This window comes from Pseudomonas sp. ABa2 (assembly GCF_056676075.1).
In genome coordinates this window covers 953,107-979,652 of sequence record NZ_CM155239.1, presented here as the reverse complement: position 1 = coordinate 979,652, position 26,546 = coordinate 953,107, and the positions used below count along the sequence as shown (strand labels likewise).

Annotated in this window: 18 protein-coding genes; 7 read left to right on the top strand and 11 right to left on the bottom strand. The window is 67.8% G+C overall.

The window, feature by feature from the left end:
- Positions 1–261: 261 nt before the first annotated feature.
- From AC1G9C_RS04695 to dld, 3 genes are all read left to right on the top strand, one after another.
- A complete protein-coding gene (locus tag AC1G9C_RS04695) occupies positions 262–1,956 on the top strand; it encodes an L-lactate permease (RefSeq protein WP_021446393.1) in 1,695 nt (564 codons plus the stop codon).
- An 83-nt stretch (positions 1,957–2,039) separates the two neighbouring features.
- Positions 2,040–3,179 carry an FMN-dependent L-lactate dehydrogenase LldD gene (gene lldD, locus AC1G9C_RS04690; protein ID WP_021446394.1) on the top strand — a complete coding sequence of 380 codons (1,140 nt, stop codon included), beginning with the start codon at positions 2,040–2,042 and terminating at the stop codon, positions 3,177–3,179.
- 3 nt (positions 3,180–3,182) lie between these two features.
- On the top strand, positions 3,183–4,916 hold the full coding sequence (gene dld, locus AC1G9C_RS04685) for a D-lactate dehydrogenase (protein ID WP_480409580.1): 1,734 nt from the start codon (positions 3,183–3,185) through the stop codon (positions 4,914–4,916).
- A gap of 137 nt (positions 4,917–5,053) precedes the next feature.
- Here dld and clpB read toward each other — a convergent pair whose 3' ends face one another.
- The 4 genes from clpB to AC1G9C_RS04665 all read right to left on the bottom strand — a co-directional run bounded on the left by clpB (position 5,054) and on the right by AC1G9C_RS04665 (position 9,784).
- Positions 5,054–7,618: an ATP-dependent chaperone ClpB gene (gene clpB / locus AC1G9C_RS04680; protein WP_021446396.1), complete on the bottom strand. Its 2,565-nt coding sequence runs from the start codon at positions 7,616–7,618 to the stop codon at positions 5,054–5,056.
- 121 nt (positions 7,619–7,739) lie between these two features.
- A complete protein-coding gene (locus AC1G9C_RS04675) occupies positions 7,740–8,477 on the bottom strand; it encodes a nitroreductase family protein (protein WP_480409579.1) in 738 nt (245 codons plus the stop codon).
- 96 nt (positions 8,478–8,573) lie between these two features.
- Positions 8,574–9,059 carry a glutathione peroxidase gene (locus AC1G9C_RS04670; protein ID WP_457787903.1) on the bottom strand — a complete coding sequence of 162 codons (486 nt, stop codon included), beginning with the start codon at positions 9,057–9,059 and terminating at the stop codon, positions 8,574–8,576.
- A gap of 239 nt (positions 9,060–9,298) precedes the next feature.
- Positions 9,299–9,784: an FKBP-type peptidyl-prolyl cis-trans isomerase gene (locus AC1G9C_RS04665; RefSeq protein WP_021446399.1), complete on the bottom strand. Its 486-nt coding sequence runs from the start codon at positions 9,782–9,784 to the stop codon at positions 9,299–9,301.
- 12 nt (positions 9,785–9,796) lie between these two features.
- Between AC1G9C_RS04665 and AC1G9C_RS04660 the strand changes: the two genes are divergently transcribed.
- The 4 genes from AC1G9C_RS04660 to AC1G9C_RS04645 all read left to right on the top strand — a co-directional run bounded on the left by AC1G9C_RS04660 (position 9,797) and on the right by AC1G9C_RS04645 (position 14,562).
- A complete protein-coding gene (locus tag AC1G9C_RS04660) occupies positions 9,797–10,093 on the top strand; it encodes a DUF3565 domain-containing protein (RefSeq protein ID WP_397497961.1) in 297 nt (98 codons plus the stop codon).
- On the top strand, positions 10,094–11,281 hold the full coding sequence (locus AC1G9C_RS04655; RefSeq protein ID WP_122109071.1) for an acetate kinase: 1,188 nt from the start codon (positions 10,094–10,096) through the stop codon (positions 11,279–11,281). It begins immediately after the preceding gene.
- Positions 11,282–11,337: 56 nt separating this feature from the next.
- Entirely contained in the window at positions 11,338–13,431 is a 2,094-nt protein-coding gene (gene pta / locus AC1G9C_RS04650) for a phosphate acetyltransferase (protein WP_397497959.1), read from the top strand.
- Positions 13,432–13,665: 234 nt separating this feature from the next.
- Positions 13,666–14,562 (top strand): acyltransferase, encoded by an 897-nt coding sequence (locus AC1G9C_RS04645; RefSeq protein ID WP_480409578.1) that lies wholly within the window; start codon positions 13,666–13,668, stop codon positions 14,560–14,562.
- Between the two features lie 33 nt (positions 14,563–14,595).
- On the opposite strand, the gene AC1G9C_RS04640 is transcribed toward AC1G9C_RS04645, so the two are convergent.
- The 7 genes from AC1G9C_RS04640 to AC1G9C_RS04610 all read right to left on the bottom strand — a co-directional run bounded on the left by AC1G9C_RS04640 (position 14,596) and on the right by AC1G9C_RS04610 (position 26,485).
- Entirely contained in the window at positions 14,596–16,767 is a 2,172-nt protein-coding gene (locus AC1G9C_RS04640; RefSeq protein ID WP_480409577.1) for a putative bifunctional diguanylate cyclase/phosphodiesterase, read from the bottom strand.
- A gap of 44 nt (positions 16,768–16,811) precedes the next feature.
- Positions 16,812–20,534 carry a response regulator gene (locus AC1G9C_RS04635; protein ID WP_480409576.1) on the bottom strand — a complete coding sequence of 1,241 codons (3,723 nt, stop codon included), beginning with the start codon at positions 20,532–20,534 and terminating at the stop codon, positions 16,812–16,814.
- 199 nt (positions 20,535–20,733) lie between these two features.
- Positions 20,734–21,993: a cyanophycinase gene (locus AC1G9C_RS04630; protein ID WP_397497955.1), complete on the bottom strand. Its 1,260-nt coding sequence runs from the start codon at positions 21,991–21,993 to the stop codon at positions 20,734–20,736.
- Between the two features lie 103 nt (positions 21,994–22,096).
- Entirely contained in the window at positions 22,097–22,858 is a 762-nt protein-coding gene (locus AC1G9C_RS04625) for a transporter substrate-binding domain-containing protein (RefSeq protein WP_480409575.1), read from the bottom strand.
- A gap of 148 nt (positions 22,859–23,006) precedes the next feature.
- Positions 23,007–24,287: an OprD family porin gene (locus tag AC1G9C_RS04620; protein WP_480409574.1), complete on the bottom strand. Its 1,281-nt coding sequence runs from the start codon at positions 24,285–24,287 to the stop codon at positions 23,007–23,009.
- Between the two features lie 42 nt (positions 24,288–24,329).
- Positions 24,330–24,653 carry a hypothetical protein gene (locus AC1G9C_RS04615; RefSeq protein ID WP_122109050.1) on the bottom strand — a complete coding sequence of 108 codons (324 nt, stop codon included), beginning with the start codon at positions 24,651–24,653 and terminating at the stop codon, positions 24,330–24,332.
- Positions 24,654–24,718: 65 nt separating this feature from the next.
- The gene (locus AC1G9C_RS04610) at positions 24,719–26,485 is read right to left on the bottom strand and encodes a cyanophycinase (RefSeq protein ID WP_480409573.1); all 1,767 of its coding nucleotides are present in this window, start codon (positions 26,483–26,485) and stop codon (positions 24,719–24,721) included.
- Positions 26,486–26,546: the final 61 nt, after the last annotated feature.

Here is a 26,546-nt window from a genome sequence, read left to right as displayed (position 1 = left end):
TGAGGCGCAAGCCTATCGCCCAGGCCGAACGCGGACAAGACGAGCCTCTACGACCAAAGTCTTAGCCCGACGATTTGACAGGTCATTGATCGACTTTTAACCTGAGCCGGCAACTTTGTAAATTGGTCTTACCAATTAATCCATGCCGATAACAAGAACGAGTCGTCGAGGTCACGCCATGAACCCCCATAGCGCCGCACGTCTGCCCGCCACCGCTTCGTCCCCACTGCGCCGCGTGCGCCTCGCCGCGGAGTGAGCCCCATGTCCAACGGAATTCTCGCCCTGCTGGCGTTCTCCCCCATCCTGCTGGCCGCCGTGCTGCTGATCGGCCTGCGCTGGCCGGCCAAGCACGCCATGCCGCTGGTCTACCTGATCACTGCCGCGGTCGGCCTGTTCGCCTGGGACATGAGCTTCAACCGCGTGCTGGCCTCGACCCTGCAGGGCCTGCTGATCACCCTCGGCCTGCTGTGGATCATCTTCGGCGCCATCCTGCTGCTCAACACCCTCAAGCATTCCGGCGGCATCACCGCGATCCGCGCCGGGTTCGCCACCATCAGCCCCGACCGGCGCATCCAGGCGATCATCATCGCCTGGCTGTTCGGCTGCTTCATCGAGGGCGCCTCCGGCTTCGGCACCCCGGCCGCCATCGCCGCGCCGCTGCTGGTGGCCATCGGCTTCCCGGCCATGGCCGCGGTGCTGATGGGCATGCTGGTGCAGAGCACGCCAGTGTCCTTCGGCGCGGTCGGCACGCCGATCATCGTCGGCGTCAACACCGGCCTGGACACCGCCAGCATCGGCGCGCAGCTGCTCGAGCAGGGCTCGAGCTGGGCGCAGTTCCTGCAGCTGATCACCAGCCAGGTGGCGATCATCCATGCCACCGTCGGCGTGGTCATGCCGCTGGTGATGGCGATGATGCTGACCCGCTTCTTCGGTCAGGAGAAAAGCTGGAAGGCCGGCCTGGAAGTGCTGCCGTTCGCGATCTTCGCCGGCCTCGCCTTCGTCCTGCCCTACGCCGCCACCGGCGTGTTCCTCGGCCCGGAATTCCCCTCGCTGCTCGGCGGACTGATCGGCTTGGCCATCGTCACCAGCGCCGCCCGCTTCGGCTTCCTGGTACCTAAGACCACCTGGGATTTCGCCCCGGCCGACAAGTGGCCGAGCGAATGGCTGGGCAGCGTCGAGATGAAGCTGGACGAGCTCACCGCCAAGCCGATGAGCGCCCTGCGCGCCTGGTTGCCCTACGTGCTGGTCGGCGTGCTGCTGGTGATCAGCCGGGTGTTCCCGGAGGTCGGCAATGCGCTCAAGGCGGTGGTGGTGAACTTCCCCGACCTGCTCGGCGAGGCCGGCATCGGCGCCAACTTCCAACCGCTGTACCTGCCGGGCGGCATTCTGGTCGCCGTGGTGCTGGCCACCTTCTTCCTGCACGGCATGAAGCTGCGCGAACTCACCGCCGCGGTGAAGGAGTCGTCCAGCGTGCTGCTCAGCGCCGGCTTCGTGCTGCTGTTCACCGTGCCGATGGTGCGCATCCTGATCAACTCCGGAGTCAATGGCGCCGAGCTGGCCAGCATGCCGATCCTCATGGCGCGCTGGGTGGCCGACAGCGTCGGCGGCATCTACCCGCTGCTGGCGCCGAGCATCGGTGCCCTGGGCGCCTTCATCGCCGGTTCCAACACGGTGAGCAACATGATGTTCAGCCAGTTCCAGTTCGGCGTGGCCAGCAGCCTGGGCATCTCCGGCGCGCTGATCGTCGCCGTGCAGGCCATCGGCGCCGCCGCCGGCAACATGGTGGCGATCCACAACGTGGTGGCGGCCTCGGCCACGGTCGGCCTGCTCGGCCGCGAGGGCAGCACCCTGCGCAAGACCATCTGGCCGACCCTGTACTACGTGTTCTTTACTGGAGTCATCGCGATGGTGGCGATCTATGCCCTGGGCGTCAGCGACCCGCTGATCGCCCACTGACCGCCGCCGCCCCGCGCGCCCCGACCCTTCGGGGCGCGCGTATTACGGCCCCACGCCCCCCCTTTTCAGCACAGGATGAGTTCATGATCATTTCTGCCTCCACCGACTACCGCGCCGCCGCGCAGCGCAAGCTGCCGCCCTTCCTGTTCCACTACCTCGACGGCGGCGCCTACGCCGAGCACACCCTGCGGCGCAACGTCGCCGACCTGGCCGACATCGCCCTGCGCCAGCGGGTGCTCAAGGACATGTCGGCGCTGGATCTGTCCACCGAGCTGTTCGGCGAGCAGCTGGCAATGCCGGTGGCCCTGGCCCCGGTCGGCCTGACCGGCATGTACGCGCGGCGCGGCGAGGTGCAGGCGGCCAAGGCGGCGGCGGCCAAGGGCATTCCCTTCACGATGTCCACCGTGTCGGTGTGCCCGATCGAGGAGGTGGCGCCGGCCATCGACCGGCCCATGTGGTTCCAGCTCTACGTGCTGAAGGACCGCGGCTTCATGAAGAACGTGCTGGAGCGGGCCAAGGCCGCCGGCGTCAGCACCCTGGTGTTCACCGTCGACATGCCGGTGCCCGGGGCGCGCTACCGCGACGCCCACTCCGGCATGAGCGGCCCCAACGCGCCGCTGCGGCGCATGCTGCAGGCCATGACCCACCCGAGCTGGGCGCTCGACGTCGGCCTGCTGGGCAAGCCGCACGACCTGGGCAATATCTCCGCCTACCGCGGCAACCCCACCGGCCTGGCCGACTACATCGGCTGGCTGGGCGCCAACTTCGACCCGTCGATTTCCTGGAAGGATCTGCAGTGGATCCGCGACTTCTGGGAAGGGCCGATGGTGATCAAGGGCATCCTCGACGCCGACGACGCCCGCGATGCAGTCAAGTTCGGCGCCGACGGCATAGTGGTGTCCAACCACGGTGGTCGCCAGCTCGACGGCGTGCTGTCCAGCGCCCGCGCCCTGCCGGCCATCGCCGATGCGGTCAAGGGCGAGCTGAAGATCCTCGCCGACTCCGGCATCCGCACCGGTCTGGACGTGGTGCGCATGCTCGCCCTCGGCGCCGACAGCGTGCTGCTCGGCCGCGCCTTCGTCTACGCCCTGGCCACCGCCGGCGGCGCCGGGGTGAGCAACCTGCTGGAGCTGATCGAGAAGGAAATGCGCGTGGCCATGGTGCTCACCGGTGCCAAGTCGATCGCCGAGATCAACCGCGACTCGCTGGTCAGGGAGCGCTAGGCCATGGGCGCCGCACAGGGGATCGCAAGCGTCGCCTCGGCCACCCTGCTGGCACAGCTGCGCCAGGTGGTGGGCGAGGCCCACGTGCTGACCGACGAGCAGGCCACCCGGCGCTTTCGCAAGGGCCACCGCAGCGGCCAGGGCGCCGTCCTGGCGGTGGTGCGCCCCGGCTCGCTGCTGGAGCAATGGCGGGTGCTGCAGGCGGCGGTGGCGGCCGACCGCATCGTCATCATGCAGGCGGCCAACACCGGCCTGACCGGCGGCTCGACCCCGGACGGCGACGACTACGACCGCGAGATCGTGCTGATCAGCACCCTGCGCATCGCCGGCGTGCAGCTGATCAACGACGGCGCGCAGGTGGTGTGCCTGCCCGGCGCCACCCTCGACCGCCTGGAACAAGCGCTGGCGCCGCTCAACCGCGAGCCGCATTCGGTGATCGGCTCGTCCTGCATCGGCGCCTCGGTGCTCGGCGGCATCTGCAACAACTCCGGCGGCGCCCTGGTGCGCCGCGGCCCGGCCTATACCGAGCTGGCGCTGTACGCCCAGGTGCGGGACGACGGCACGCTGCAGCTGGTCAATCACCTGGGCATCGAGCTGGGCGACAACCCCGAGGAAATCCTCACCCGCCTGCAGAACGGCGACTACGGTCCGCAACAGATCCGCAACGAGGCGACTGCCAAGGCTTCCGACGCGCGCTACGGCGAACACGTGCGCGACGTCGATGCCGACACCCCGGCACGCTTCAACGCCGACCCCTCGCGGCTGTTCGAGGCCTCCGGCTCGGCCGGCAAGCTGTGCCTGTTCGCCGTGCGCCTGGACACCTTCCCCAAGGAGCCGAGCACGGTGTTCTATATCGGCAGCAACGACCCGCAGGATCTCACCGAAGTGCGCCGCCACCTGCTCACCCACCTGCCGCGCCTGCCGATCGCCGGCGAGTACATCCACCGCACCGCCTTCGATATCGGCGAGAAGTACGGCAAGGACAGCTTCCTGGTGATCGACAAGTTCGGCACCGCCAGGGTGCCGGCCGCCTTCGCTCTGAAGAGCCGCATCGACGGCTTCTTCGAACGCTTCGGCCTGCGCGGGGTGACCGATCGCGTGCTGCAGGCGGCGATGAACCTGCTGCCCAGCCACCTGCCCAAGCGCATGCGCGAATACCGCGAGCGCTACGAGCATCACCTGCTGCTGCGGGTGTCCAACGACACCCTGGAGCAGACCCGCGCCTTTCTCGCCGAGTACTTCGCCGGCAGCACCAGCGGCGCCTACTTCGAGTGCGACGCCGAGGAGGGGCGCAAGGCCTTCCTCCACCGCTTCGCCATAGCCGGCGCGGCGATCCGCTACCGCGAGGCGCACCGCGGCAGCGTGGAAGACATAGTCGCGCTGGATATCGCCCTGCGCCGCAACGACCGCGACTGGGTCGAAAAATTGCCCGCCGAGCTGGAACAGCAGATCGTGCACAAGCTCTACTACGGGCATTTCTTCTGCCACGTGTTCCACCAGGACTACATCGTCAAGAAGGGCGTCGACCCGCTGGCGATGGAGCACCGCATGTGGGCGCTGCTGGACGAGCGCCGTGCCGAGTACCCGGCCGAGCACAACGTCGGCCACCTGTACGTGGCCAAACCGGCGCTGGCCGGCTTCTACCGCGAACTCGACCCGACCAACAGCTTCAACCCCGGCATCGGCCATACCTCGAAGCAGAAGCACTGGGGTGGCTGCTGCGGAAAGGAGCATTGAGCCTAGGGTGGATCACGCTTCATCGATCCACCATTTCGGCGGACGCAAAAGGCGACATCCGCTCCTACATAAGATCGTGCCCCCCGAAACGACAAGGCCCGCCAATTTGGCGGGCCTTGTTTTTACATCGAGCGCAATCAGGCGAAGACGATCTCCTCGCCCTCCACCTTGGCATGCACCAGCGCACCCGGAGCGAAGGCGCCGGCGAGGATCTGCTGCGCCAGCGGGTTCTCGATCCAGCGCTGGATCGCCCGCTTCAGCGGCCGCGCACCGTAGACCGGGTCGTAGCCGACGGCGATCAGCTTGTCGAGCGCCTCCGGCGTCAGTTCCAGGCTCAGCTCACGCTCGGCCAGGCGGCCACGCAGGCGTTTGAGCTGGATCTCGGCGATGCCGGCGATCTGCTCGCGGCCCAGCGGCTCGAACACCACCACCTCGTCGATACGGTTGATGAACTCGGGGCGGAAATGGCTGCTCACCGCATCCATCACCGCCGCGCGCTGCGCCTCGCGGTCGCCGACCAGCTCCTGGATCTGCGCCGAGCCGAGGTTGGAGGTCATGACTATCACGGTGTTCTTGAAGTCCACGGTGCGCCCGTGGCTGTCGGTCAGGCGGCCGTCTTCGAGCACCTGCAGCAGCACGTTGAACACGTCCGGGTGGGCCTTCTCCACCTCGTCCATCAGCACCACCGAGTAAGGTTTGCGGCGCACCGCCTCGGTCAGGTAACCGCCCTCTTCATAGCCGACATAGCCGGGCGGCGCACCGATCAACCGCGCCACGCTGTGCTTCTCCATGAACTCGGACATGTCGATGCGCACCAGCGCCTCCTCGGTGTCGAAGAGAAACTCGGCCAGCGCCTTGCACAGCTCGGTCTTGCCCACCCCGGTGGGGCCGAGGAAGAGGAAGGAGCCGCTCGGCCGGTTGGGGTCGGCCAGCCCCGCACGGGAACGGCGCACGGCGTTGGCCACGGCCACCACGGCCTCGTCCTGGCCGATCACCCGCTGGTGCAGCAGGCCTTCCATCTTCAGCAGTTTCTCGCGCTCGCCCTCGAGCATCTTGCTCACCGGGATGCCGGTCCACTTCGACACCACCTCGGCGATTTCTTCGTCGGTGACCTTGTTGCGCAGCAGCTGGTTCTCGCTCTTGCCGTGCTGATCGACCATCTGCAGGCTGCGCTCCAGGTCGGGGATGATGCCGTACTGCAGCTCGGCCATGCGCTGCAGGTCGGACTTGCGCCGCGCCGCCTCGAGGTCGGCCTTGGCCTGCTCGATCTTCTGCTGGATCTGCGCCGAGCCCTGCACCTCGGCCTTCTCCGACTTCCAGATTTCCTCCAGGTCGGCGTATTCGCGCTCCAGCTTGGCGATGTCCTCCTCCAGCTTGACGAAGCGCTTCTTGGTGGCCTCGTCCTCTTCCTTCTTCAGCGCCTCGCGCTCGATCTTCAGCTGGATCAGGCGGCGATCCAGACGGTCGAGGGCCTCCGGCTTGGAGTCGATCTCCATGCGGATGCGGCTGGCGGCCTCATCCACCAGGTCGATGGCCTTGTCCGGCAGCTGGCGGTCGGTGATATAGCGATGGCTGAGCTTGGCCGCGGCGATGATCGCGCCGTCGGTGATGGTCACGCCGTGGTGCACCTCGTAGCGCTCCTTGAGGCCACGCAGGATGGCGATGGTGTCCTCCTCGGAGGGCTCGTCCACCAGCACCTTCTGGAAGCGCCGTTCCAGCGCGGCGTCTTTCTCGATGAACTGGCGGTACTCGTCCAGGGTGGTGGCGCCGACGCAGTGCAGCTCGCCGCGCGCCAGCGCCGGCTTGAGCATGTTGCCGGCGTCCATGGCGCCCTCGGCCTTGCCGGCGCCGACCATGGTGTGCAGCTCGTCGATAAACAGGATGATCCGCCCTTCCTGCTTGGACAGCTCGCCCAGCACCGCCTTGAGGCGCTCCTCGAACTCGCCGCGGAACTTGGCCCCGGCGATCAGCGAGCCCATGTCCAGCGACAGCAGGCGCTTGTCCTTGAGCCCGTCGGGCACTTCACCGTTGATGATGCGCTGGGCCAGGCCCTCGGCGATGGCGGTCTTGCCCACGCCGGGCTCGCCGATCAGCACCGGGTTGTTCTTGGTGCGGCGCTGCAGCACCTGGATGGTGCGGCGGATCTCGTCGTCGCGGCCGATCACCGGATCGAGCTTGCCCTCCTCGGCACGCTTGGTCAGGTCGACGGTGTACTTGTCCAGCGCCTGGCGCGACTCCTCGACGTTGGGGTCGTTGACCGCCTGGCCGCCGCGCAGGTTGGCGATGGCGTTCTCCAGGGCCTTCTTCGACACGCCCTGGGCCAGCAGCAGCTTGCCCAGCTTGGTGTTCTCGTCCATCGCCGCGAGCAGCACCAGCTCGCTGGAGATGAACTGGTCGCCGCGCTGCTGCGACAGGCGGTCGGCCTGGTTGAGCAGGCGCGCCAGGTCCTGCGACAGGTTGATGTCGCCGGTGGGGTTCTGCAGCTTGCCCAGGTGGTCGAGTTCGCGGGTCAGACCCTGGCGCAGGCTGGCGATGTCGAAGCCCACCTGCATCAGCAGCGGCTTGATCGAACCGCCCTGCTGCTCCAGCAGCGCCTGCAGCAGGTGCAGCGGCTCGATGGCGGCGTGATCCATGCCCACGGCCAGGGACTGGGCATCGGAGAGGGCAAGTTGCAACTTGCTGGTCAAACGATCGATACGCATAGATGTCCTTCCTTCTAGAAAAGCGGGCCGGGACCACAATCCCCGAATACAGAAACCCGCCGAGATGAAGACTAGATGAGGACGATTACGCCGTATTCAAGCCGGGACGCCTTGATCCAGGTCAGCGCCAGGTCACCTGCTGCTCCAGCGGAAAGCGCAGGCGCGGGTTGTACACGCCCTTCTCGCCCTGGCGACCTACCGCCAGCAGCATGATCGGAATGGCCTGGCGCGGAATCTCCAGCACCCGGCGCAGGCGCACCTCGTCGAAGCCCTCCATCGGGCAGGTGCCGTAGCCGTGACTGTGGAACGCCAGCATCAGATTCTGCGCCGCCAGGGCGGTGGACTTGGCCGCCCACAGGCGCATCTCGGCGCGGCTGTTGGGCCTGCGCATCAGCGGCTTGCGCAGCGCCAGCAGGCGCACCAGCTGGCGCTTGAACAGGCCGAGCAGGCCCAGCGGGCCCTGGTTGTACTGGAACGGCGCGGTTTTGCCGTAGAAGTGGCGGATGCGCGCCGGCACCTCGGCTTCCGGCCAGTGCTCGACGATCTGCCGGCAGGCCTGGCGCCAGGTATCCGGGCGCGCCAGCACGGCGACGATCAGCGGCGCGCGGGCGGCGTGCTGGCTCATGCACACCGGGTGCAGCTGCGCCAGCAGCGCCGGCTCGCGGATCACCTGAAAACTCCAGGGCTGCAGGTTGCAGGAGTTCGGCGCCAGCATCGCCAGCTCCAGGCAGTCGCGGATCACCGCCTCCGGCACCGGCTCGGCGGTGAAACGGCGCACCGCGCGACGGCTTTCGATCAGCGCGCGCAGGGCGGCCGGCGAGGCCATGGCCTCGTCGGGGTCGCGGGGGAAACTGGTCATGGACGGACTCCTCGGCAGATCGCTCGATTAAGCCGCCGGGAGGAGCGGGGAACAAGGCTGGCCGTCGAAACGGCCGGCGGATTGGCCGATTCGCCGTTACAGGCCGAGTGCCTTCTCGATGGCCTGCATCAGCGCCGGATCGTCCGGCGCGGTGCGCGGCGAGAAGCGCGCCAGCACCCGGCCGTCCTGGCCGACCAGGAACTTCTCGAAATTCCAGGTGATGTCGCCGGGAAACTCCGCGCCTTCGCCGGCCAGCAGGCGATACAGTGGGTGGCGGCCGGGGCCGTTGACCTCCAGCTTGCTGCCCAGGGGAAAGGTCACCCCGTAGTTGAGGCTGCAGAATTCGCGGATCGCCTCCTCGCTGCCCGGCTCCTGCCCGGCGAACTGGTTGCACGGCAGGCCGAGCACGGTGAAGCCCTTGCCCTTGTACTGCTGATGGAGCTTTTCCAGCCCGGCGTACTGCGGAGTCAGGCCGCACTTGGAAGCGACGTTGACCACCAGCACCACCTGGCCCTTGTACGGCGCCAGCGGCAGGTCCTGGCCATCCAGCGCACGCAGGTTGAGATCGTGAAAAGCACTCATGATGGACTTCCTCGACAGATTCGGCGCGACGGCCCACAAGGCGACCAGCGATGGCCTGCGAGCACAAAACACCTGGTGCGTTTTTCGACGCGCCGGCGACGGCCCGCGTGTGGCAGGCAACGCTGGCCTGCGACAAAAAAGGCGCCTATCGGCGCCTTCTTCGCAAGATTCAGCTTAGCAGCGGATCGCCATGATGGAACGACCGGAGGTCGTTTCGGACGATCCGCACGCCCTGCCGATCAGTGGTGGTGACCGCCTTCGCCGTGGATATGGCCGTGGGCCACTTCCTCGGCGCTGGCGTCGCGCACATTGACCACCTTGACCTTGAAGTTCAGGCGCTGGCCGGCCAGCGGGTGGTTGCCGTCGACGGTCACGTCGTCGCCGTCCAGATCGCGAATGGTGACGATCTGCATGCTGCCGTCCGGGCCGGAGGCGTGGAACTGCATGCCCACTTCCAGCTCGTCGACGCCTTCGAACATGGCGCGGCTGAGGGTGGCGACCAGTTCGGCGCTGTATTCGCCGTAGGCCTCTTCCGGCTCGACCGAGACGTCCAGCTCGTCGCCGACCTGCTTGCCGACCAGGGCCTTTTCCAGACCGGCGATGATGTTGCCCGCACCATGCAGATAGACCAGCGGCGCGCCGCCAGCCGAGCTGTCGATCACCTCACCGGCATCGTTGGTCAGGGTATAGTCGATGGAGACGGCCTTGTTGGCGGCGATCAGCATGGGTGAGACCTTTTGCAGAAGAATGATGAACGAGCGAGTTTAACCAAGGCCGCAGGCGAATGCGACCCGAGCCCGGACAAACGGCCGGCGGCAGGGGCGCCGCGCCTGCTTGACTTCCGTCAGGACGAGCACGGCGACTGGGTGGCAGTCTTGTCCTGCGGCCATACTCAGCACCTGCGTCACCGCCCGCCCTGGCAGAATCGCCCCTGGGTGCTCGACCCCGAACAGCGCCAGGCCCGCCTGGGCAGCGCCTTTCCCTGCGGCTGGTGCGCCACGGAGCGGTCGAACGATGATTTCAAGGAAGCCTAAATGCCTGCACGCAATATTCTGGTGATCAACTGCGGCAGTTCGTCGATCAAGTTCGCCCTGGTCAACGAAGCCCAGGAGCCATTCCCCCTGAGCGGCCTGGCCGAGCGCCTGGGCAGCCCGGAGGCGGCCCTGCACTGGCAGCAGGGCGAAACTCGGGACAGCCTGATGATCCCCGGCGCCGACCACCGCCTGGCGCTCTCCCAGCTGCTGCCGCTGGTGCAGCGCGCCGCCGGCGGCGAGCTGCACGGCATCGGCCATCGCGTGGTGCACGGCGGCGAGCGCTTCACCGCCGCCAGCCGGCTGGACGAGATCAGCCTGCTGGCCATCCGCCAGACGGCGCCGCTGGCGCCGCTGCACAACCCGGCCAACCTGCTGGGCATCGAGGCGGCGATGAAGCTGTTCCCCAACCTGGTGCAGGTCGCGGTGTTCGACACCGCCTTCCACCAGACCCTGCCCGAGTACGCCTATCGCTACGCCGTGCCGGAGGCGCTGTACCGCGAGCACGGCGTGCGCCGCTACGGCTTCCACGGCACCAGCCACCGCTACGTCAGCCGCCGCGCCGCGGAACTGGCCGGCCTGGCCGTGGGCGACAGCAGCTGGCTGGTGGCGCACCTGGGCAACGGCTGCTCCACCTGCGCCATAGTCGACGGCCAGAGCCGCGACACCAGCATGGGCCTGACCCCGCTGGAAGGCCTGGTGATGGGCACCCGCAGCGGCGACGTCGATCCCAACCTGCACAGCCACCTGGCGCGCGCCCTGGGCTGGAGCCTGGAGCAGATCGACAGCATGCTCAACAAGGACAGCGGCCTGCTCGGCCTGTCCGGCCTGTCCAACGACATGCGCGCCCTGGAGCAGGCGCGCGAGCAGGGCCATGCCGGCGCCAGCCTGGCCATCGAGGTGTTCTGCTACCGCCTAGCCAAGTCGCTGGCGGCCATGAGCTGCGCCCTGCCGCGGCTGGACGGCCTGGTGTTCACCGGCGGCATCGGCGAGAACTCGCCGCTGATCCGCAGCAAGACCGTCGACCACCTGCGTCTGCTCGGGCTGCACCTGGACCAGCCGGCCAACGCCCGCTGCGTGCGCGGCGCCGCCGGCGCCATCCAAGCCGACGGCAGTCCGCGGGTGCTGGTGGTGCCGACCAACGAGGAACGGCAGATCGCCCTGGACACCCTGGCCCTGCTCGACGCCTGAGCCCGAATCGCCCGTAGGGTTTCGCTGCGCTCAGCGCCCCCATATCTGGAGAGACCATGCATACCTTCTTTATCGCCCCCACCGGTTTCGGCGTCGGCCTCACCTCCATCAGCCTCGGCCTGGTCGGCGCCCTGGAACGCAGCGGCCTCAAGGTCGGCTTCTTCAAGCCGATCGCCCAGCCGCATGCCGGCGACGAGGGCCCGGAGCGCTCCAGCGAGCTGATCGCCCGCACCCATGGCCTCAACTCGCCCAAGCCGCTGTCGCTCGGCCATGTCGAACGCATGCTCGGCGACGGCCAGCTCGACGAATTGCTCGAGGAGATCATCAGCCTCTACCAACGGGCCGCAGTGGACAAGGACGTGGTCATAGTCGAGGGCATGGTGCCGACCCGTCACGCCAGCTACGCCGCGCGGGTCAACTTCCACCTGGCCAAGAGCCTGGACGCCGACGTGATCCTGGTCAGCGCGCCGGAGGACGAGAGCCTCACCGAGCTGTCCGACCGCATCGAGATCCAGGCCCAGCTGTTCGGCGGGCCGAAGGACCCCAAGGTGCTCGGCGTGATCCTCAACAAGGTACGCAGCGAACAGGGCGTGGCGGCCTTCGCCGAACGCCTGCAGGAACTCTCGCCGCTGCTCAAGACCGCCGACTTCCGCCTGCTCGGCTGCATCCCCTGGCAGGAGGAGCTCAACGCGCCGCGCACCAAGGACGTCGCCGAACTGCTCGGCGCGCGCATCCTCAACGCCGGCGAGTACGAGCAGCGGCGCATGCTGAAGATCGTGCTCTGTGCCCGCGCCGTGGCCAACAGCGTGCAGCTGCTCAAGCCCGGCACCCTGGTGGTGACCCCGGGCGACCGCGACGACATCATCCTCTCCGCCGCGCTGGCGGCGATGAACGGCGTGCCACTGGCCGGCCTGCTGCTGTGCAGCGACTTCGCCCCCGACCCGCGCATCATGGAGCTGTGCCGCGGCGCCCTGGCCAGCGGCCTGCCGGTGATGACGGTGGGCACCGGCTCCTATGACACCGCCACCAACCTCAACCGCCTGAACAAGGAAATCCCGGTGGACGACCGCGAGCGCGCGGAGAAGGTCGCCGACTTCGTCGCCGGGCATATCGACCACGACTGGCTGGCCACCCGCTGCGGCACGCCGCGCGAGCTGCGCCTGTCGCCGCCGGCGTTCCGCTACCAGCTGGTGCAGCGGGCCAAGGCCGCGGCCAAGCGCATCGTCCTGCCCGAGGGCAGCGAGCCGCGCACCGTGCAGGCGGCGGCGATCTGCCAGGCGCGCGGCATCGCCCGCTGCGTGCTGCTGGCCAAGCCCGACGCCGTCCATGCCGTCGCCCGCGCTCAGGGCATCGAGCTGCCGGCGGGCCTGGAGATTCTCGACCCGGACCTGATCCGCGGGCGCTACGTCGAACCCATGGTCGAGCTGCGCAAGGGCAAGGGCCTCAACGCGCCGATGGCCGAGGCGCAACTGGAGGATACGGTGGTGCTGGGCACCATGATGCTGGCCCTGGACGAGGTGGACGGCCTGGTCTCCGGCGCCATCCACACCACCGCCAACACCATCCGCCCGGCGCTGCAGCTGATCAAGACCGCGCCGGGCTACAACCTGGTGTCCTCGGTGTTCTTCATGCTGCTGCCGGATCAGGTGCTGGTCTACGGCGACTGCGCGGTGAACCCCGACCCCAACGCCGAACAACTGGCCGAGATCGCCCTGCAGAGCGCCGACTCGGCGCAGGCCTTCGGCATCACCCCGCGGGTGGCCATGCTCAGCTACTCCACCGGCGACTCCGGCAGCGGCGAGGAGGTGGAGAAGGTGCGCGCCGCCACCCGCCTGGCCCGCGAGATGCGCCCCGACCTGCTGCTCGACGGCCCCTTGCAGTACGACGCCGCCGCCATCGACAGCGTCGGCCGGCAGAAGGCACCGAACAGCCCGGTGGCCGGGCGTGCCACGGTGTTCGTGTTTCCCGACCTGAACACCGGCAACACCACCTACAAGGCGGTGCAGCGCAGCGCCGACTGCATCAGCGTCGGCCCCATGCTGCAGGGTCTGCGCAAGCCGGTGAACGACCTGTCGCGCGGCGCCCTGGTCGACGACATCGTCTACACCATCGCGCTAACCGCGATCCAGGCGGCTAACCTGCCGAACTGAAGCGCCAGGCACGGACACAAGGGTGCGCCGGAATGGATGGCAGGCATCGGCCGGTACAGCCGGTGCGCGCGGCGCACCCTGCGAACCGACGCAACCTGCCGGCCACCACTGGCACTTGCAGGTCAGTGTACAGACGTTAACCTTGTCAGCCGATACACCTGCGCAGGGATAGTCGCAGCCGTTTCGTACCGCCCCGGGGCCGACAGAAGCCCCTTGTCAGAAGGCCTCCTTTGCATGCTGCACTTCCTCCCCGCGCCGCTTCGCGGCCTGCTCGCCGGCCTGCTGCTGGCGCTCAACACCCTGTTCTGGTGCTGGCCCTTGTTCTTTGTAGCCCTGCTCAAGCTGTTGCTGCCCTTCGCCCCGCTACAACGCGCGCTGCGCTTCGTCATGCACGGCATCGCCGAGGCCTGGATCGGCGTCAACAAGTGGTGGATGCGCCTGGTCGGCCGCATCCACTGGGACGTGCAAGGCCTGGAGCGCTTCGACACCCGCCACTCCTACCTGGTGACCAGCAACCACCAGAGCTGGGTCGACATCCTGGTGCTGCAGTACATCCTCAACCGCCGCCTGCCGCTGCTGAAGTTCTTCCTCAAGCAGGAGCTGATCTGGGTGCCAGTGATCGGCCTGTGTTGGTGGGCGCTGGAATTCCCCTTCATGAAGCGCTTCAGCAAGGAATACCTGGCCAAGCACCCGGAGAAGCGCGGCCAGGACCTGGCCACCACCCGCCGTGCCTGCGAACGCTACAAGAGCAACCCGGTGGCGGTGTTCAACTTCCTCGAGGGCACCCGCCTGACCGCAGCCAAGCATGCCCAGCAGAACTCGCCGTTCCGCCACCTGCTCAAGCCCAAGGCCGGCGGCATCGCCTTCGTCCTCGACGCCATGGGCGAGCAGCTGCACAGCATCGTCAACGTCACCATCCACTACCCGCACGGCGTGCCCGGCTTCTGGGACCTGCTCTGCGGCCGTCTCGACGCGGTGCACGTGCGCTTCCAGCAGGTGCAGATCCCGCGCGAGTTCATCGGCCGCAACTACGACCAGGACGAGGCCTACCGCCTGGCGTTCCAGCAGTGGGTCAACCAGCTGTGGGAAGAAAAGGACGCCGAACTGGCGAGCCTGCACCAAGCGACTTGAAGTCACGCCAGCCCCTGAGGTTCGCGGCGCCCCCTACAGGCCATCGTCCGCTGCGGGCGGGGCGCCGCGCGACAGCGGCAGGCTGGCCCAGTCCAGCTGCGCCGGCACCTGCAGCGCGGCCTCGGCGGCGATACCCGGCGCCACCAGAAAGCCCTGCATGATGCTGCAGCGGTGGCGCACCAGCCAGTCGCGCTGGGCCTGGGTTTCCACCCCTTCGGCGATCACCTCCAGACCGAGGTGATGGCCGAGGTCGATGATGGTGCTGACCACCGCGGCGTCGCGCGGCGAATCGAGCATGTTGGCGACGAACAGGCGGTCGATCTTCAGCGTATCCAGCTCGAAATGGCGCAGGTAGGCCAGCGACGAATAGCCGGTGCCGAAGTCGTCGATGGCGATCTTCACCCCCAGCTGGCGCAGCTGGCGCAGCTGCGCCTGGGTCAGCTCCAGGTCCTGCATCAGCGCGCTCTCGGTCACCTCCACTTCCAGCTGGCGCGGCTGCAGGCCGTGGGCTTCGAGCACCCGCTGCAGGTCGTTGACCAGCTGCGGCATGCCGAACTGCACCGGACTGACGTTGATGCTGAGCACCAGTTCGTCGCCGAACTGGCGACTGAAGCCAGCCAGCTGGCGCGCCCCTTCGCGGAAGATCCAGTCGCCCAGGCGATTGATCAGGCGGGTCTCTTCCAGCAGCGGGATGAACACGTTGGGCGCCACGGTGCCGGCGACCCGGTGCTGCCAGCGCAGTAGCGCCTCGAAGCCGCGCAGCCGGCCGGTCTCCAGATACACCTGGGGCTGGTAGACCAGCACGAAATCGTCGTTCTCGATGGCGTGGCGCAGGCTCTCCTCGAGCATCAGCCGCGAGCGCGCGCGACCGTTCATCTCCGGGGAGAAGAAGCGGTACTGCTGACGCCCGGCACGCTTGGCCTCGTACATGGCCATGTCGGCGGCGCGCAGCAGGCCCTCGACGCTCTGCCCGCACTCGGGAAAGCAGGCGATGCCGACGCTGGCGCCAAGGGTGAAGTCGACGCCGTCGAGGTGATGGCGCACCGAGACCAGCTCGATCAGCTTCTCCGCGACCCGCGCCGCATCCTCGGGGTGGCCGAGGTTGTCGAGCAGCGCGGTGAACTCGTCGCCGCCGATGCGCGCCAGGCTGTCGTAGGGGCGCAGGCAGGCCTTGAGCTGTTCGCCGACGCGGCGCAGCAGCTGGTCACCGGCGTCGTGGCCGAGCGAATCGTTGATCCGTTTGAAGCCGTCCAGGTCGAGGTAGAGCACGGCGAGGCGCTGGCCGCTGCGCTCGATACGCGCCAGCGCCGACTCCAGCGCGCGGTGGAAGCCGCGGCGGTTGAGCAGGCCGGTCAGCGCGTCGGTGACTGCCTGCGACTCCAGCTGCGCGTGCAGGTTGCGCACCACCGACATGTCCAGGGCGATCACCACCATGGCGTGCTGCAGGCGCGGCAGCGGCGAACAGGACAGCGCCACCGGCAGCACGCCGCCGGCGAGGGTGCGCAGGCTGGCCTCGTGCACCCGGTAGGTGGCCTCGCGCTTCCAGTGGCGGTAGAACTCCGACTGCTGCCAGTCGCCCTCGACCTGCGGGCTGTGCAGGAAGGCCAGCAGTTCGGAGCCCTCCAGGTCGGCGACCTCGCCCTGGAGCATCTGCGCCATGGCCGGGTTGGCGAACTGGATGCGGCCGTCCTCGCCGACCACCATGATGCCCTCGGCGGCGTTGTTCAGCACCGAGGCGTTGAATGCCCGCGCGCGGTCGAGCTGCTGGCTCAGTTGCTGCAGCTCGCTGCGGTTGCGCTCGTGATCCAGCAGACTGTGGATCTTGTGCCGCAGCACCGTGGGGTCGAACGGTTTGAGCACGAAATCCACTGCGCCACTGTTGTAGCCGCGTAGCACCGCGTCCTGGGTCTGGGCGATGGCGGAGACGAAGATGATCGGGGTGAAACGGGTGCGCGGGTTGCCGCGCATCAGCCGGGCCACCTCGAAGCCGTCCATCCGCGGCATCTGCACGTCGAGCAGCACCAGGCCGACGTCCTCTTCCAGCAGGCAGAGCAGCGCCTGCTCGCCCGAGTTCACGCAACGCAGCTGCCAGTCGCCGTCGTCGAGCAGGGCCTGCATGGCCTCGAGATTCTCCGCGCGGTCGTCCACCACCAGCAGGATCTGCGTTCCCTGCTCGGCGTCGATCTTGGTCTGCGCCTTGGCCATGCTACCTCCTGTGTCCTTTTGGCCTTGCACTGAACTCCTGCCTCTCAGGTTAGATCATTGCCGGCCAGCGGCAGTGCGATAGGCGTGAGCCAGCGCTCCAGCAGGGCCAGCAGCTCGTCGCGCTTGATCGGCTTGGCCATGTAGTCGTCGGCTCCGGCGGTGATGCATTTCTCGCGGTCGCCCTTCATCGCGTGGGCGGTCAGGGCGATGATCGGCAGGCTGCAGCCGTGCTCCTGCTTGAGCAGGCGGGTGGCGGTGTAGCCATCCATGGTCGGCATGGCCATGTCCATCAGGATCAGGTCGAACGGCTCGCGCTGGTAGCAGGCGATGGCTTCGACGCCGTCCTTGGCCGCGGTCACGCGCAGGCCGACTTCATCGAGCAGCGCGCTTAAGGCGTAGACGTTGCGCATGTCGTCGTCGACCAGCAGGATGCGCCGCCCCTCCAGTGGATTGACGCGGCGCCGGCCCTGGTCGGGGCCGCGCACCTCGTCGAGAAAGCCCTGCACGGCCTGATCCAGCGCGGCGGTGTCGTCGCCGTGCTTGCGCACCACCACCGCGCTGTAACGGCGCAGGCGCTGCAGGCTCTGCAGGGTGACGTCGACCCCGGTGTTGATCACCACCCGCAGGCCCTGCAGCGGGCGCAGCTGGTTGAGGCTGTCGAGCAGGGCGAAGCCGTCCTGGTCGGGCAGGTCCAGGTCGATCACCAGGGCACTGAACTGGCCGCCGGCATAGGCGGCGCGGGCCTGCTCGGCGCTGGCGCAGGCGGTCACCGCGAAGCCCAGCTGGCTCAGGTGCTCGCGGTAGTGTTCGCGCTCGATCTCGACGTCCTCTACCAGCAGCAGCGCCTGATCCGCCGACTGGCCGTGCTGCAGGTCGAGGAACACCTGCTCCAGCTCTTCGCGGTCGATCGGCTTGACCAGGTAGCGCGTGCCATCGTCGTTCCAGCCAGCCGGCTGCGGCACGCAGGAGATGATGTGCACCGGCGTGTGGCGATGGCCGACCTGGCCGCGCAGGCGGCGGAACAGCTGCCAGCCGCTGATGTCCGGCAGCAGGATGTCGAGGATCACCGCGTTGAACGGTTCATGCTGTAGCAGGTTCAGCGCCTGCAGGCCGGTGCGGCAGTGCACGCTGGAAAAGCCGTGGCCGTGGGCCGCCTCGGCGATCACCGCGGCGAAGTTGGCGTCGTCCTCGACGATCAGCAGCGGCGGCCCTTCGCCGCCGCGCTGCGGCCCCTCGAGCGGCGCTTCGGCGCTGGCCGGCGCGCTCTGCACCGGCAGGCGCACGCTGAACACCGAGCCCTGCCCCGGCGCGCTGTGCAGGCTGATGTCGCCGTCCATCGCCAGCACCAGCTGGCGGGTGATGGCCAGGCCCAGGCCGGTGCCGCCGAAGCGCCGGCTGGTGGAGCCGTCGATCTGCTGGAAGGCCTGGAAGATCTGCTCGTGCTGCGCCGGGTCGATGCCGATGCCGGTGTCGCGCACGCTGAAGCTGAGCAGCTCGCGACCGTCGTCCAGGCGTTCCTCCCAGCTCACGGTGAGGCTGACCTCGCCCTGCTCGGTGAACTTCAGCGCGTTGGACAGCAGGTTGCGCAGGATCTGGTGCAGGCGCACGCGGTCGGTGTGAATCACCCGCGGCACCCCAGCGTCGAGCTGGGTATGCAGGCGCAGGCCCTTGAGCTCGGCCATCGGCCGCAGGCTGGCGTCCAGTTCGACCAGCACGTCCTGCATGTTCAGCGGCTCCAGTTTGAGCTGCATGCGCCCGGACTCGACCTTGGCCAGGTCCAGCACGTCGTTGATCAGCTGCAGCAGGTCGCTGCCGGCGCGGTGGACGATATCGGCGTGCTTGGCCTGCTTCTCGGTAAGGTTGCCGGCCAGGTTCTGCCGCAGCTGGTCGCTCAGGATCAGGATGCTGTTGAGCGGCGTGCGCAGCTCGTGGGACATGTTGGCGAGGAACTCGGACTTGTAGCGGTTGGCCAGCAGCAGCTGCTCGGCCTGCTCGCGCAACTTGTGCTCGGCCGCCTTGCGCTCGCTGATGTCGATGATCACCGCCTGCACCAGGGTCTCGCTGCCGCTGCGGATCGGCGACAGGCCCACCTCCAGGGGGATCATCCGCCCTTCGCGGTGCTGGCCGAACAGCTCGCGGTTGCCGCCCATGCGCCGCGGTTCCGGCAGCGCCTGGTAGCCGCGACGCATGGCCACGTGACTGCCGCGCAGGGCGCTGGGCAGGAGCATCTCCACCGGCTCGCCGAGCAGCAGCTGCCGCTCGTAGCCGAACAGCAGTTCGGTCTGGCGGTTGACCATGGCGATGCGACCCAGGCTGTCGACCAGCAGGATGGCGTTGGGCGAGGCCTCGACCACCAGGCGGAAACGTTCCTCGGCGCCCTTGCGCGCGCGCAGGTCGACCAGGTTGAGCAGGTAGTCGGCGTCGCCGCCCTCGCGCAGGCGGCTGAGGCTGAGGCTGACCGGAATCGTCTCGCCGCGCTGGCTGCGCGCCTGCAGCTCGTCGCCCTCGGCCAGCTGCGCCTGCAGCGTCGGCAGCGCATCGACCGCCGGCAGAAAACGCGCCACCGGCTCGCCGAGCAGCGCCGGCGCGGCGCAGTCGAGCAGCTCGGCGGCGCTGCGGTTGGCCATCTCGATGCGCCCGTCGGCGGTGCACAGCAGGGTGGCCACCGGCAGACGTTCGACCAGCAGGCGGAAGCGCTCCTCGCGCTCCTGCAACTTGGCCGCCACCTGCTGGCTGGCGTGCAGCTTGCGGTCGCGCTGATACAGGTAACCACCCACCAGCAGCGCCAGCAGGGCCACCGCCGCCAACCCCAGCCACAGGCCGAGGGTGCTGCCGCGGCCGGCCAGGCCGCGCTCGTACTCGGCGGTGCTGCTGACCTGCAGGCCCCAGGTGCGGCCGTACAGCGACAGCTCCAGGCTGCGCTGGAAGCGCGGTTGCCAGTCGGCGCGCGGCGCATCGCCGCTGAGCAGCATGGCGTCCGGCTCCTGCAGGTCCTTGAGGGCGATATCGAAGCGGCGGCTCTGCGGGCCGAGGATGCCTTCCATCAGATCCTGGCTGCGGAAGGCGCCATGGACCGTGCCGAGCAGGGCCTCGCGACGCTCCTGCGGCGTGCTCAAGGGCATGCCCGGGCGGAACACCGGAAGAAACAGCAGCACCCCGCCCTGCACGTCGACCTGGGTTTCCTGACGCAGGATCAGCGGCGCGCTGAGGGTCGCCTCGCCGCTGTCGATGGCGCGCTCGATGGTGCTCAGGCGCGCCGGCTCGGTGAGCATGTCGAAGCCCAGCACCCGGCGGTTGCGCCAGTCCAGCGGGCTGACGTAGCCGATCAGCAGGTACTGCTCGCGTTCGCCGGCGGGGAACATCTGGTAGTCGAGGCGCTGCTGTGCCTGCAGTTCGGCCAGGTAGTCGGCCAGTTGCGCGCGGCCCAGGTAGCGCGACCAGGCCAGGGCCTGGATGCCGGGATAGCGATCCTGCAGCTGCAGCTGGTCGAGGGCGCGATCCCACTCCACCTGCGACACCGCATCGCTGCCGGTCATCAGCCCGGAGACGCCGCGCAGCACCATCTCGTAGGCCTGCATTCGCGCCAGTACACGCTGGCCGACGTCCTGCGCCTCGAGCAAGAAGCGCTGCTCGCTGTCCTCGCGCTCGCGGCTCTGCATCAGCTGCCACTGCCAGACGATCAGCGCGCCGAGGCCGAGTAGCAGGCTCAGTGCCACGGCCAGCGGCAGCCAGGGTTTAGGCGCAGGCAAGACAGCTCTGTCGTCCATAGATTCTCCCTCGGTCATCCCGAACCAACGCGCACCAGCAGGCCGACGCGCGGACTTCACAGAACCACAGCAAGCATTCTAGTCAGGTTTTGAATGGCTGGCCTTTTGCCAGAAGAGACACGACAGGCGGTCAGAAAAAGCCCCCGGTCAGGGGGGCTGGATCAGGGCAGAAGATGCCGCCGCTACAGCGGCGCCCGCGTCAGTTCGGGCGCATGTCCATCAGCATGCGCAGGTAGGAGGTCAGGCGCTTGCCGCCGATCACGCCCTGGTAGCCGTGGCTGTCGTACTGCGCGCTCTTGACCAGGTCGACGCGAAAGCGCGGGGTGCGCTCATAGGTGCGGCCCAGGGTGCTGGTGGACTGGCTGTCGAACAGGTCGACGCTGACCTTGACGAACTCCCGCGGATTGCGCCGGCCGTTGGCGCCGCTGTTGTTCGGGCTGCTGAAGATGTCGCCGCTGGCGGTCATGGCCGAACTGTAGTATTCGCGGCCGCGCAGGCTGGTCTTGCCGCTGCCGATGACGAACTGCTGGGTGGCCGGACGGTAGCGGTCGCCGGCGGTCAGGTAGCTGGCCAGCACGTCATACAGGGCATAGCTGCTGCCGCTGCCGCGCTCCTTGTTGCGCAGGTCGAAGACGAACACGCCATTGCTGCCGATCACTTCCATCTCGACCTGGCCCAGGCTGGGGTTGTCCTGCACCAGCAGGGCGGTGTCCTCGTCCACGCCGAAGGCGAACGGCACGTTGCTGTAGTCGGCCAGACGCAGGATCCGGCCCTGGCGGCCGCGCTCGCTGAAGTGGGTGTCGAGCAGGCCATGACCGAAGAAACCGAAGCCGCCCTGCATGTCGTAGGACAGGTCATCGCCGCCCGGGCTGGTATAGACGCCATTGCGCAGCGCGTCATAGCTCTCGCCACCGGTGATCATCGGCCCCTGCACCATGATCGCGGTGCCGGCGCTGGTACCGGCCAGCACGGCGCCATTGGCATGCCGGGCACGGATGGCGGCCAGCGCCGGGCTGTCCTGGCGAGTGCTGGTCTGCAGGGTCTGGGTCAGTCGGCCCTGGTCGCCGCCGCCGAAGAAGAAGCCGGTCATGCCGTTGATCTGCTCGAGCACCTGGGGATTGCTGTTGTTGCCGATGCTGTCCAGGTCGATGGGAATCCACTGGGCATCCTGGGCGCCGTAGGTTTTCAGCAGCGCGGCGTAGAACTCGCCGTTGGCCTGGGAGTTGCGCGCATTGGCGGTGCCGGCATCCGGGTCCTGACTGGGTGGAATGGACGCGGCGGTGATAATGCCGATGCGCGCCTGGCTGCCGCCGGCCAGCTGGATCAGGCGTTGATAGATCGCCGCGTTGTCATCCTTGATGGCGCCACCGATCAACACCAGCGGGCCGCCGGCATGGCCGACCAGGGGTAACAGGGCGAGCAGCAGCAGGGTGCAGCGTAAGACTTTGCCAAGCATCATTGTCGAGTTCTCCGAGACGTGCGCCAGGCGCACTCTTGTTGTGGGTGTTGTGAAACGGGAACTGCCGCAGCGTGGATTTTTTTGTCGAGTGGTGACCTCCAGCTCAGTAAACCGAGAAGTGTTTGAAGTAACGCTGTTCGATGCGCTTGTAGACCCCATTGCTGAGGATCACCGCCAGGGCGCGGTCCAGGCGCTCGCGCAGGGCCGTGTCGCCCTTGCGCACGGCGATGCCCTGGCCCTGACCGAAGTACTTGGGTGACACCACCTGGTTGCCGACCTGTTCGAAACCCTGGCCCTGGGGCGTGTCGAGAAAGCCGAAGAAGCCGGAGACGGCATCGTCGAGCACCAGATCGATCTGGCCGGCGGCCAGGGCCTGGTACATCAGCGCGGCGGAGTCGAAACGCTGCAACTGGACGTGGGCGGCGTACTTGTCGTCCAGCAGGCGCTCGTAGGTGGTGCCCTGCTGCACGCCAACCCGTTTGCCGGCGATGCGCCGCGGGGTGACGATCACCTCATGGATCAGGCCCTTGCGGGCGAAGAAGTAGGCCGGGGTCTGGGCGTACTTGGCGGTGAAGTCGACCCGTTGCTGGCGCGCCTCGGTGATCGACATGGAAGCCAGAATCAGATCGGCGCGCTGCGCCTCCAGCGCCGGGATCAGATCGTCCCAGGCAAAGCGCAGCAGCTGACACTCCTGCGCCATGGCCTGGCACAGGGCCTGGGCGATATCGACGTTGGAGCCCTTGAGCTGGCCGCTCTCGTCCAGGGTCTCGAAGGGCGGGAACTGGCCTTCCATGGCGATGCGCAAGGGTTGCGCCTGCACACCGAAGGCCAGCCCACAGAACATCAGGAGCAGAACGATACGCATGCTGTAAGTCTCCGCAATGAGCGCTGCACAGGGCCGCTGGAAAAAACGGCACCCGCGGGTGCCGTCAGGTCAAAGGAGCGTGGAGAAGACCTAAAACCTCGGGATTCGCCTGCCCCCGAGATGCAATCGGAGGCGGGCGGCAGCGCCGTTAAAGCAGGCTCAGCGGGTACTCGACGATCAGCCGCACTTCGTTGAGGTCGTTGTCGAATGCAGTGGCGCGGTGGGTGGCCTGACGCAGGCGCAGGGACAGGTCCTTGGCGGCACCGGACTGCACCACGTACTTGGCCTCGAGGTCGCGCTCCCAGTGCTTCTCGTCCTTGCCGGCCCAGCCGGCGAAGGCGCCATTGGGGTCGGCCTTGGTGCCGTCGATCTGGTCGCCCTTGATGTAGCGGGCCATGAAACTCAGGCCCGGCACGCCGAAGCTGGCCATGTTGAGGTCGTAGCGCACCTGGAAGGAACGCTCGTTGGGGGCGTTGAAGTCGGAGTACTGCACCGAGTTGGCCAGCCAGATGGAGTCGCCGCCGATGTAGTCGAAGAACTCGTCGCCGTTGACCTTCTGATAAGCCAGGCTGAGCTTGTGCGCGCCGAAACCGTAGGCGCCCTTGAGCGAGTAGGTCAGGGTGTCCAGCTCGCCGGCCAGGGCCTTGCCCTGGTCATCGGTCTTGTAGGCCACCAGGTCGAAGCTCAGCGACTGCTGGTCGGCCAGGGGAATGTTGTAGTAGAGGTTGCCGAAGTACTGGCGCCAGACATCCTCGGCTTCGCTGCCATACAACGAGATGCTGAGGTTGTCGTGGAAGTTGTAGGTGCCGCCGACGAAGTCGACGCTGCGCGCCTCCACTTCGGCGTATTCGCTGGTCAGTTCGCCGTCGGAGTTGCTCGAGTTGCGGCGGTTGATGGCGGTGAAGTGCCCGGCTTCGAGGAACAGGTTGTCGATTTCGCTGCTGGACAGCTGCAGACCGGTAGCGGTTTCCGGCAGCAGGCGCGAGTCGCCGGTGGCGAATACCGGGGCGGTGGGACGCTGCTCGCCGAACTTCAATTGGGTGGAGGAAATGCGCGCCTTGACCACGCCGCCGATTTCACCGGTGTTGTCCTCGATGCGGCCATCGCCGTCGACCGGCAGGATGCCGTTGCCCACGCTGCCGCGGCCGCCGTCGAGCTTGATGCCGCCGTAGGCATGGGCATCCACACCCACGCCCAGGGTGCCCTGGGTAAAGCCCGAGGCATAGTTCAGGTGCATGCCATGGGCCCACTCCTCGCGGGTGTTGCGCTGGCTGTTAACGAAGTTGCGCTGCATGTAGAAGTTGCGGTTGAGCAGCTTCAGCGTGCTGTCTTCGATAAAGCCCTTGGCCTGCTGCTGATCCCCGGCCAGGGCGAACGACGAGCCGGCGGCGACCGCCAGGGCGATCAGGCTCAGTTTTACCAGTTTCATCACTTACTCCATTGTTGTTATTGAACAGCTCAGCGTCCGCCGCTAGGCGAACAATTCCGGTGCCAGCTCGGGCGGACACTCGCCCTTGCTGATCACCGCCTCCAGGCACAGGGTCGACGCCGACTCGGCCCAGCAGACGAAATACCCCTTGGCGCGCAGGCGCTTGAGGCGAAACGGCCACTCCAGCTCGTTGCCCGGCTGCAGGGCGGCCAGGTGGGCGGGCAGCTGGATGATCGAGTAGAAGCCGGCGCGGGTTTGCACCCGTTCCAGCACCCGCAGATCGGGCTTGCCGGCCAGCAGTCGCTCGCGCTGCGGGGCGTGCCAGAGTTTTTCCAGGGCGAAGGCTTCCAACCTGTTCAGTTGCATACAGGGCTCTCGGGGTATCGGGGGGTGATTCAGAGCGGCGCCAGTCGGGCGCCGCCTGGTGCGCGTTAGCCTTTACTCAGGCCGGCGACCCGGGCCAGGGTCTGCGCCACTTCGCCGCGGCTGACCGGCGCATCGGGCTCGAAGCGCCCCTGCGCGGCCTTGAGCCAGCCCTCGCCCACGGTCAGGCGCGCCGCCTCGGCCAGTTCGGCATCCAGCTCGCCCAGGTCGCTCAACGCGGCGCTCTTTTCCAGGCGCGTGTTGTGGAAACGCTCGACCAGCGCCTTGCAGGCCAGGGCCCAGTCCTTGCGGGTGACCGGCTGCTGCCCGGCAAAAGTCTCGCCGGCGCGCATCCAGCCGTTGGACAGCACCACCTGCAGCTGCTCGCGCACCGGGTCGTCGGCGTCGATATCGCCGAGCGTCGGCAGCGCATCCAGCTTGGGCTCGGCGGCCAGGGTCATCTGCAGGGCATTGGCCAGTTCCAGGCGGCTGATGGGGCGCTGCGGCTCGAAGGCGTTCTGCCCGTTGAGGGTCATCAGGCCGCGGAAGCTCACCGCGCGGATGGCATCGCCGAGGGCGCCGTTGCCGGCATCGACCGGCGCACTGGCGGCCGGATCGCCCAGGTTGGCGTTGACCGGACGAATATCCAGGCGCACGCCGCTGACGCTGTAGTTGGTCAGCGAATCGTAGAACTGGCTGTAGGCGCTGAATTCCGGGGTCTTGCTGAACGCGAAGCGGTAACCGTAGTGGTAGCCGTTGAGCGGGTTGTAGCGGGTCATCAGGCCCAGCTGGCGGCTGGCGCTATTGTCGGCCAGGCCATAGAGCACGGCGCGGCCCATGGCCGAGACGGCGGCCAGGTCGGTGATCAGCTGGTTGCCCAGCAGGTACTGATTGCCGGCCTCGATGGCCGCCTTGCCCGCCGCCGGCTGCAGCGTGCCGCTGCGCAGATCGTAGCGGTCGCCATGACCGAGCATGGCCAGGCGCACATTGCTCAACCGGGTGCCGTAGAGGCCGAAGCCCTTCTCGGCCTGGCTGGCATCCATCACCGTCAGGTAGCCCTCGCCCAGCACCTCCAGCTGGCCGCCGGGCTTGACCCACATGGCGGTGTTGGTATCCAGGCCGAAGCCCTTGCTGGCCTTGCGCTCGGCCAGGTAGGCGGCCATGCGCGCGGCGCGGCCGGTGCTGGTTTCCTCGATCTGGTCCAGGTGCTGGTCGATGATCCCGGCGAACAGCCCCGCCCCCTTGAGGATGGCCGTGCCGCGCTGATCGGTCTTGGCGGCGACGCCGAAATCCAGGGTATCCATGACCACGCCGTAGGCGGTGGGCATCTCGGCACCGAGAATGCTGGCCCCGGCGCTGGTGCCGGCCACCACGCCACCCCGGTCGAACACCTGGCGCACCCCCTGCATCAGCAGCGAGGGACTGCCATCGGCATTGAACAGGGCGCGGGCGATGCGGGCCTGGTCGCCACCGACGAACCACACGGCACTGGCGTCAGCCAGGGGCTTGACCACCTCGGCGTCGTTCATGGTCTCCAGATAGTTGTGACGGTCGATACCGACGATGCTGATGCGCTCGGCCGGCACCCCCTGGGCGATCAGCTCGGCCATGAAGCGCTTGCTGGAGCCCTGACTGCCGCTGGCAGTGGGCAGGATGACGATGCGCGCGCCTTGCTGGCCGCCGGCCAGTTCGACGAACTTGGCGTAGACCGGGACGTTGCTGGCGCGCAGCATGCCCCCCACGGCCAGCAGGTGGCCTTCGGCCTGCGCCACGGAGCTGGCACAGGAGAGGATCAGGGCGACGAACAGACGGCGAGGCTGGAACGGCTTTTTCATTCTTATTGCTCTTGTTATGAAAATTCTGACGCGGATTGACCTCCCTGTGGCGGCTGCAAGC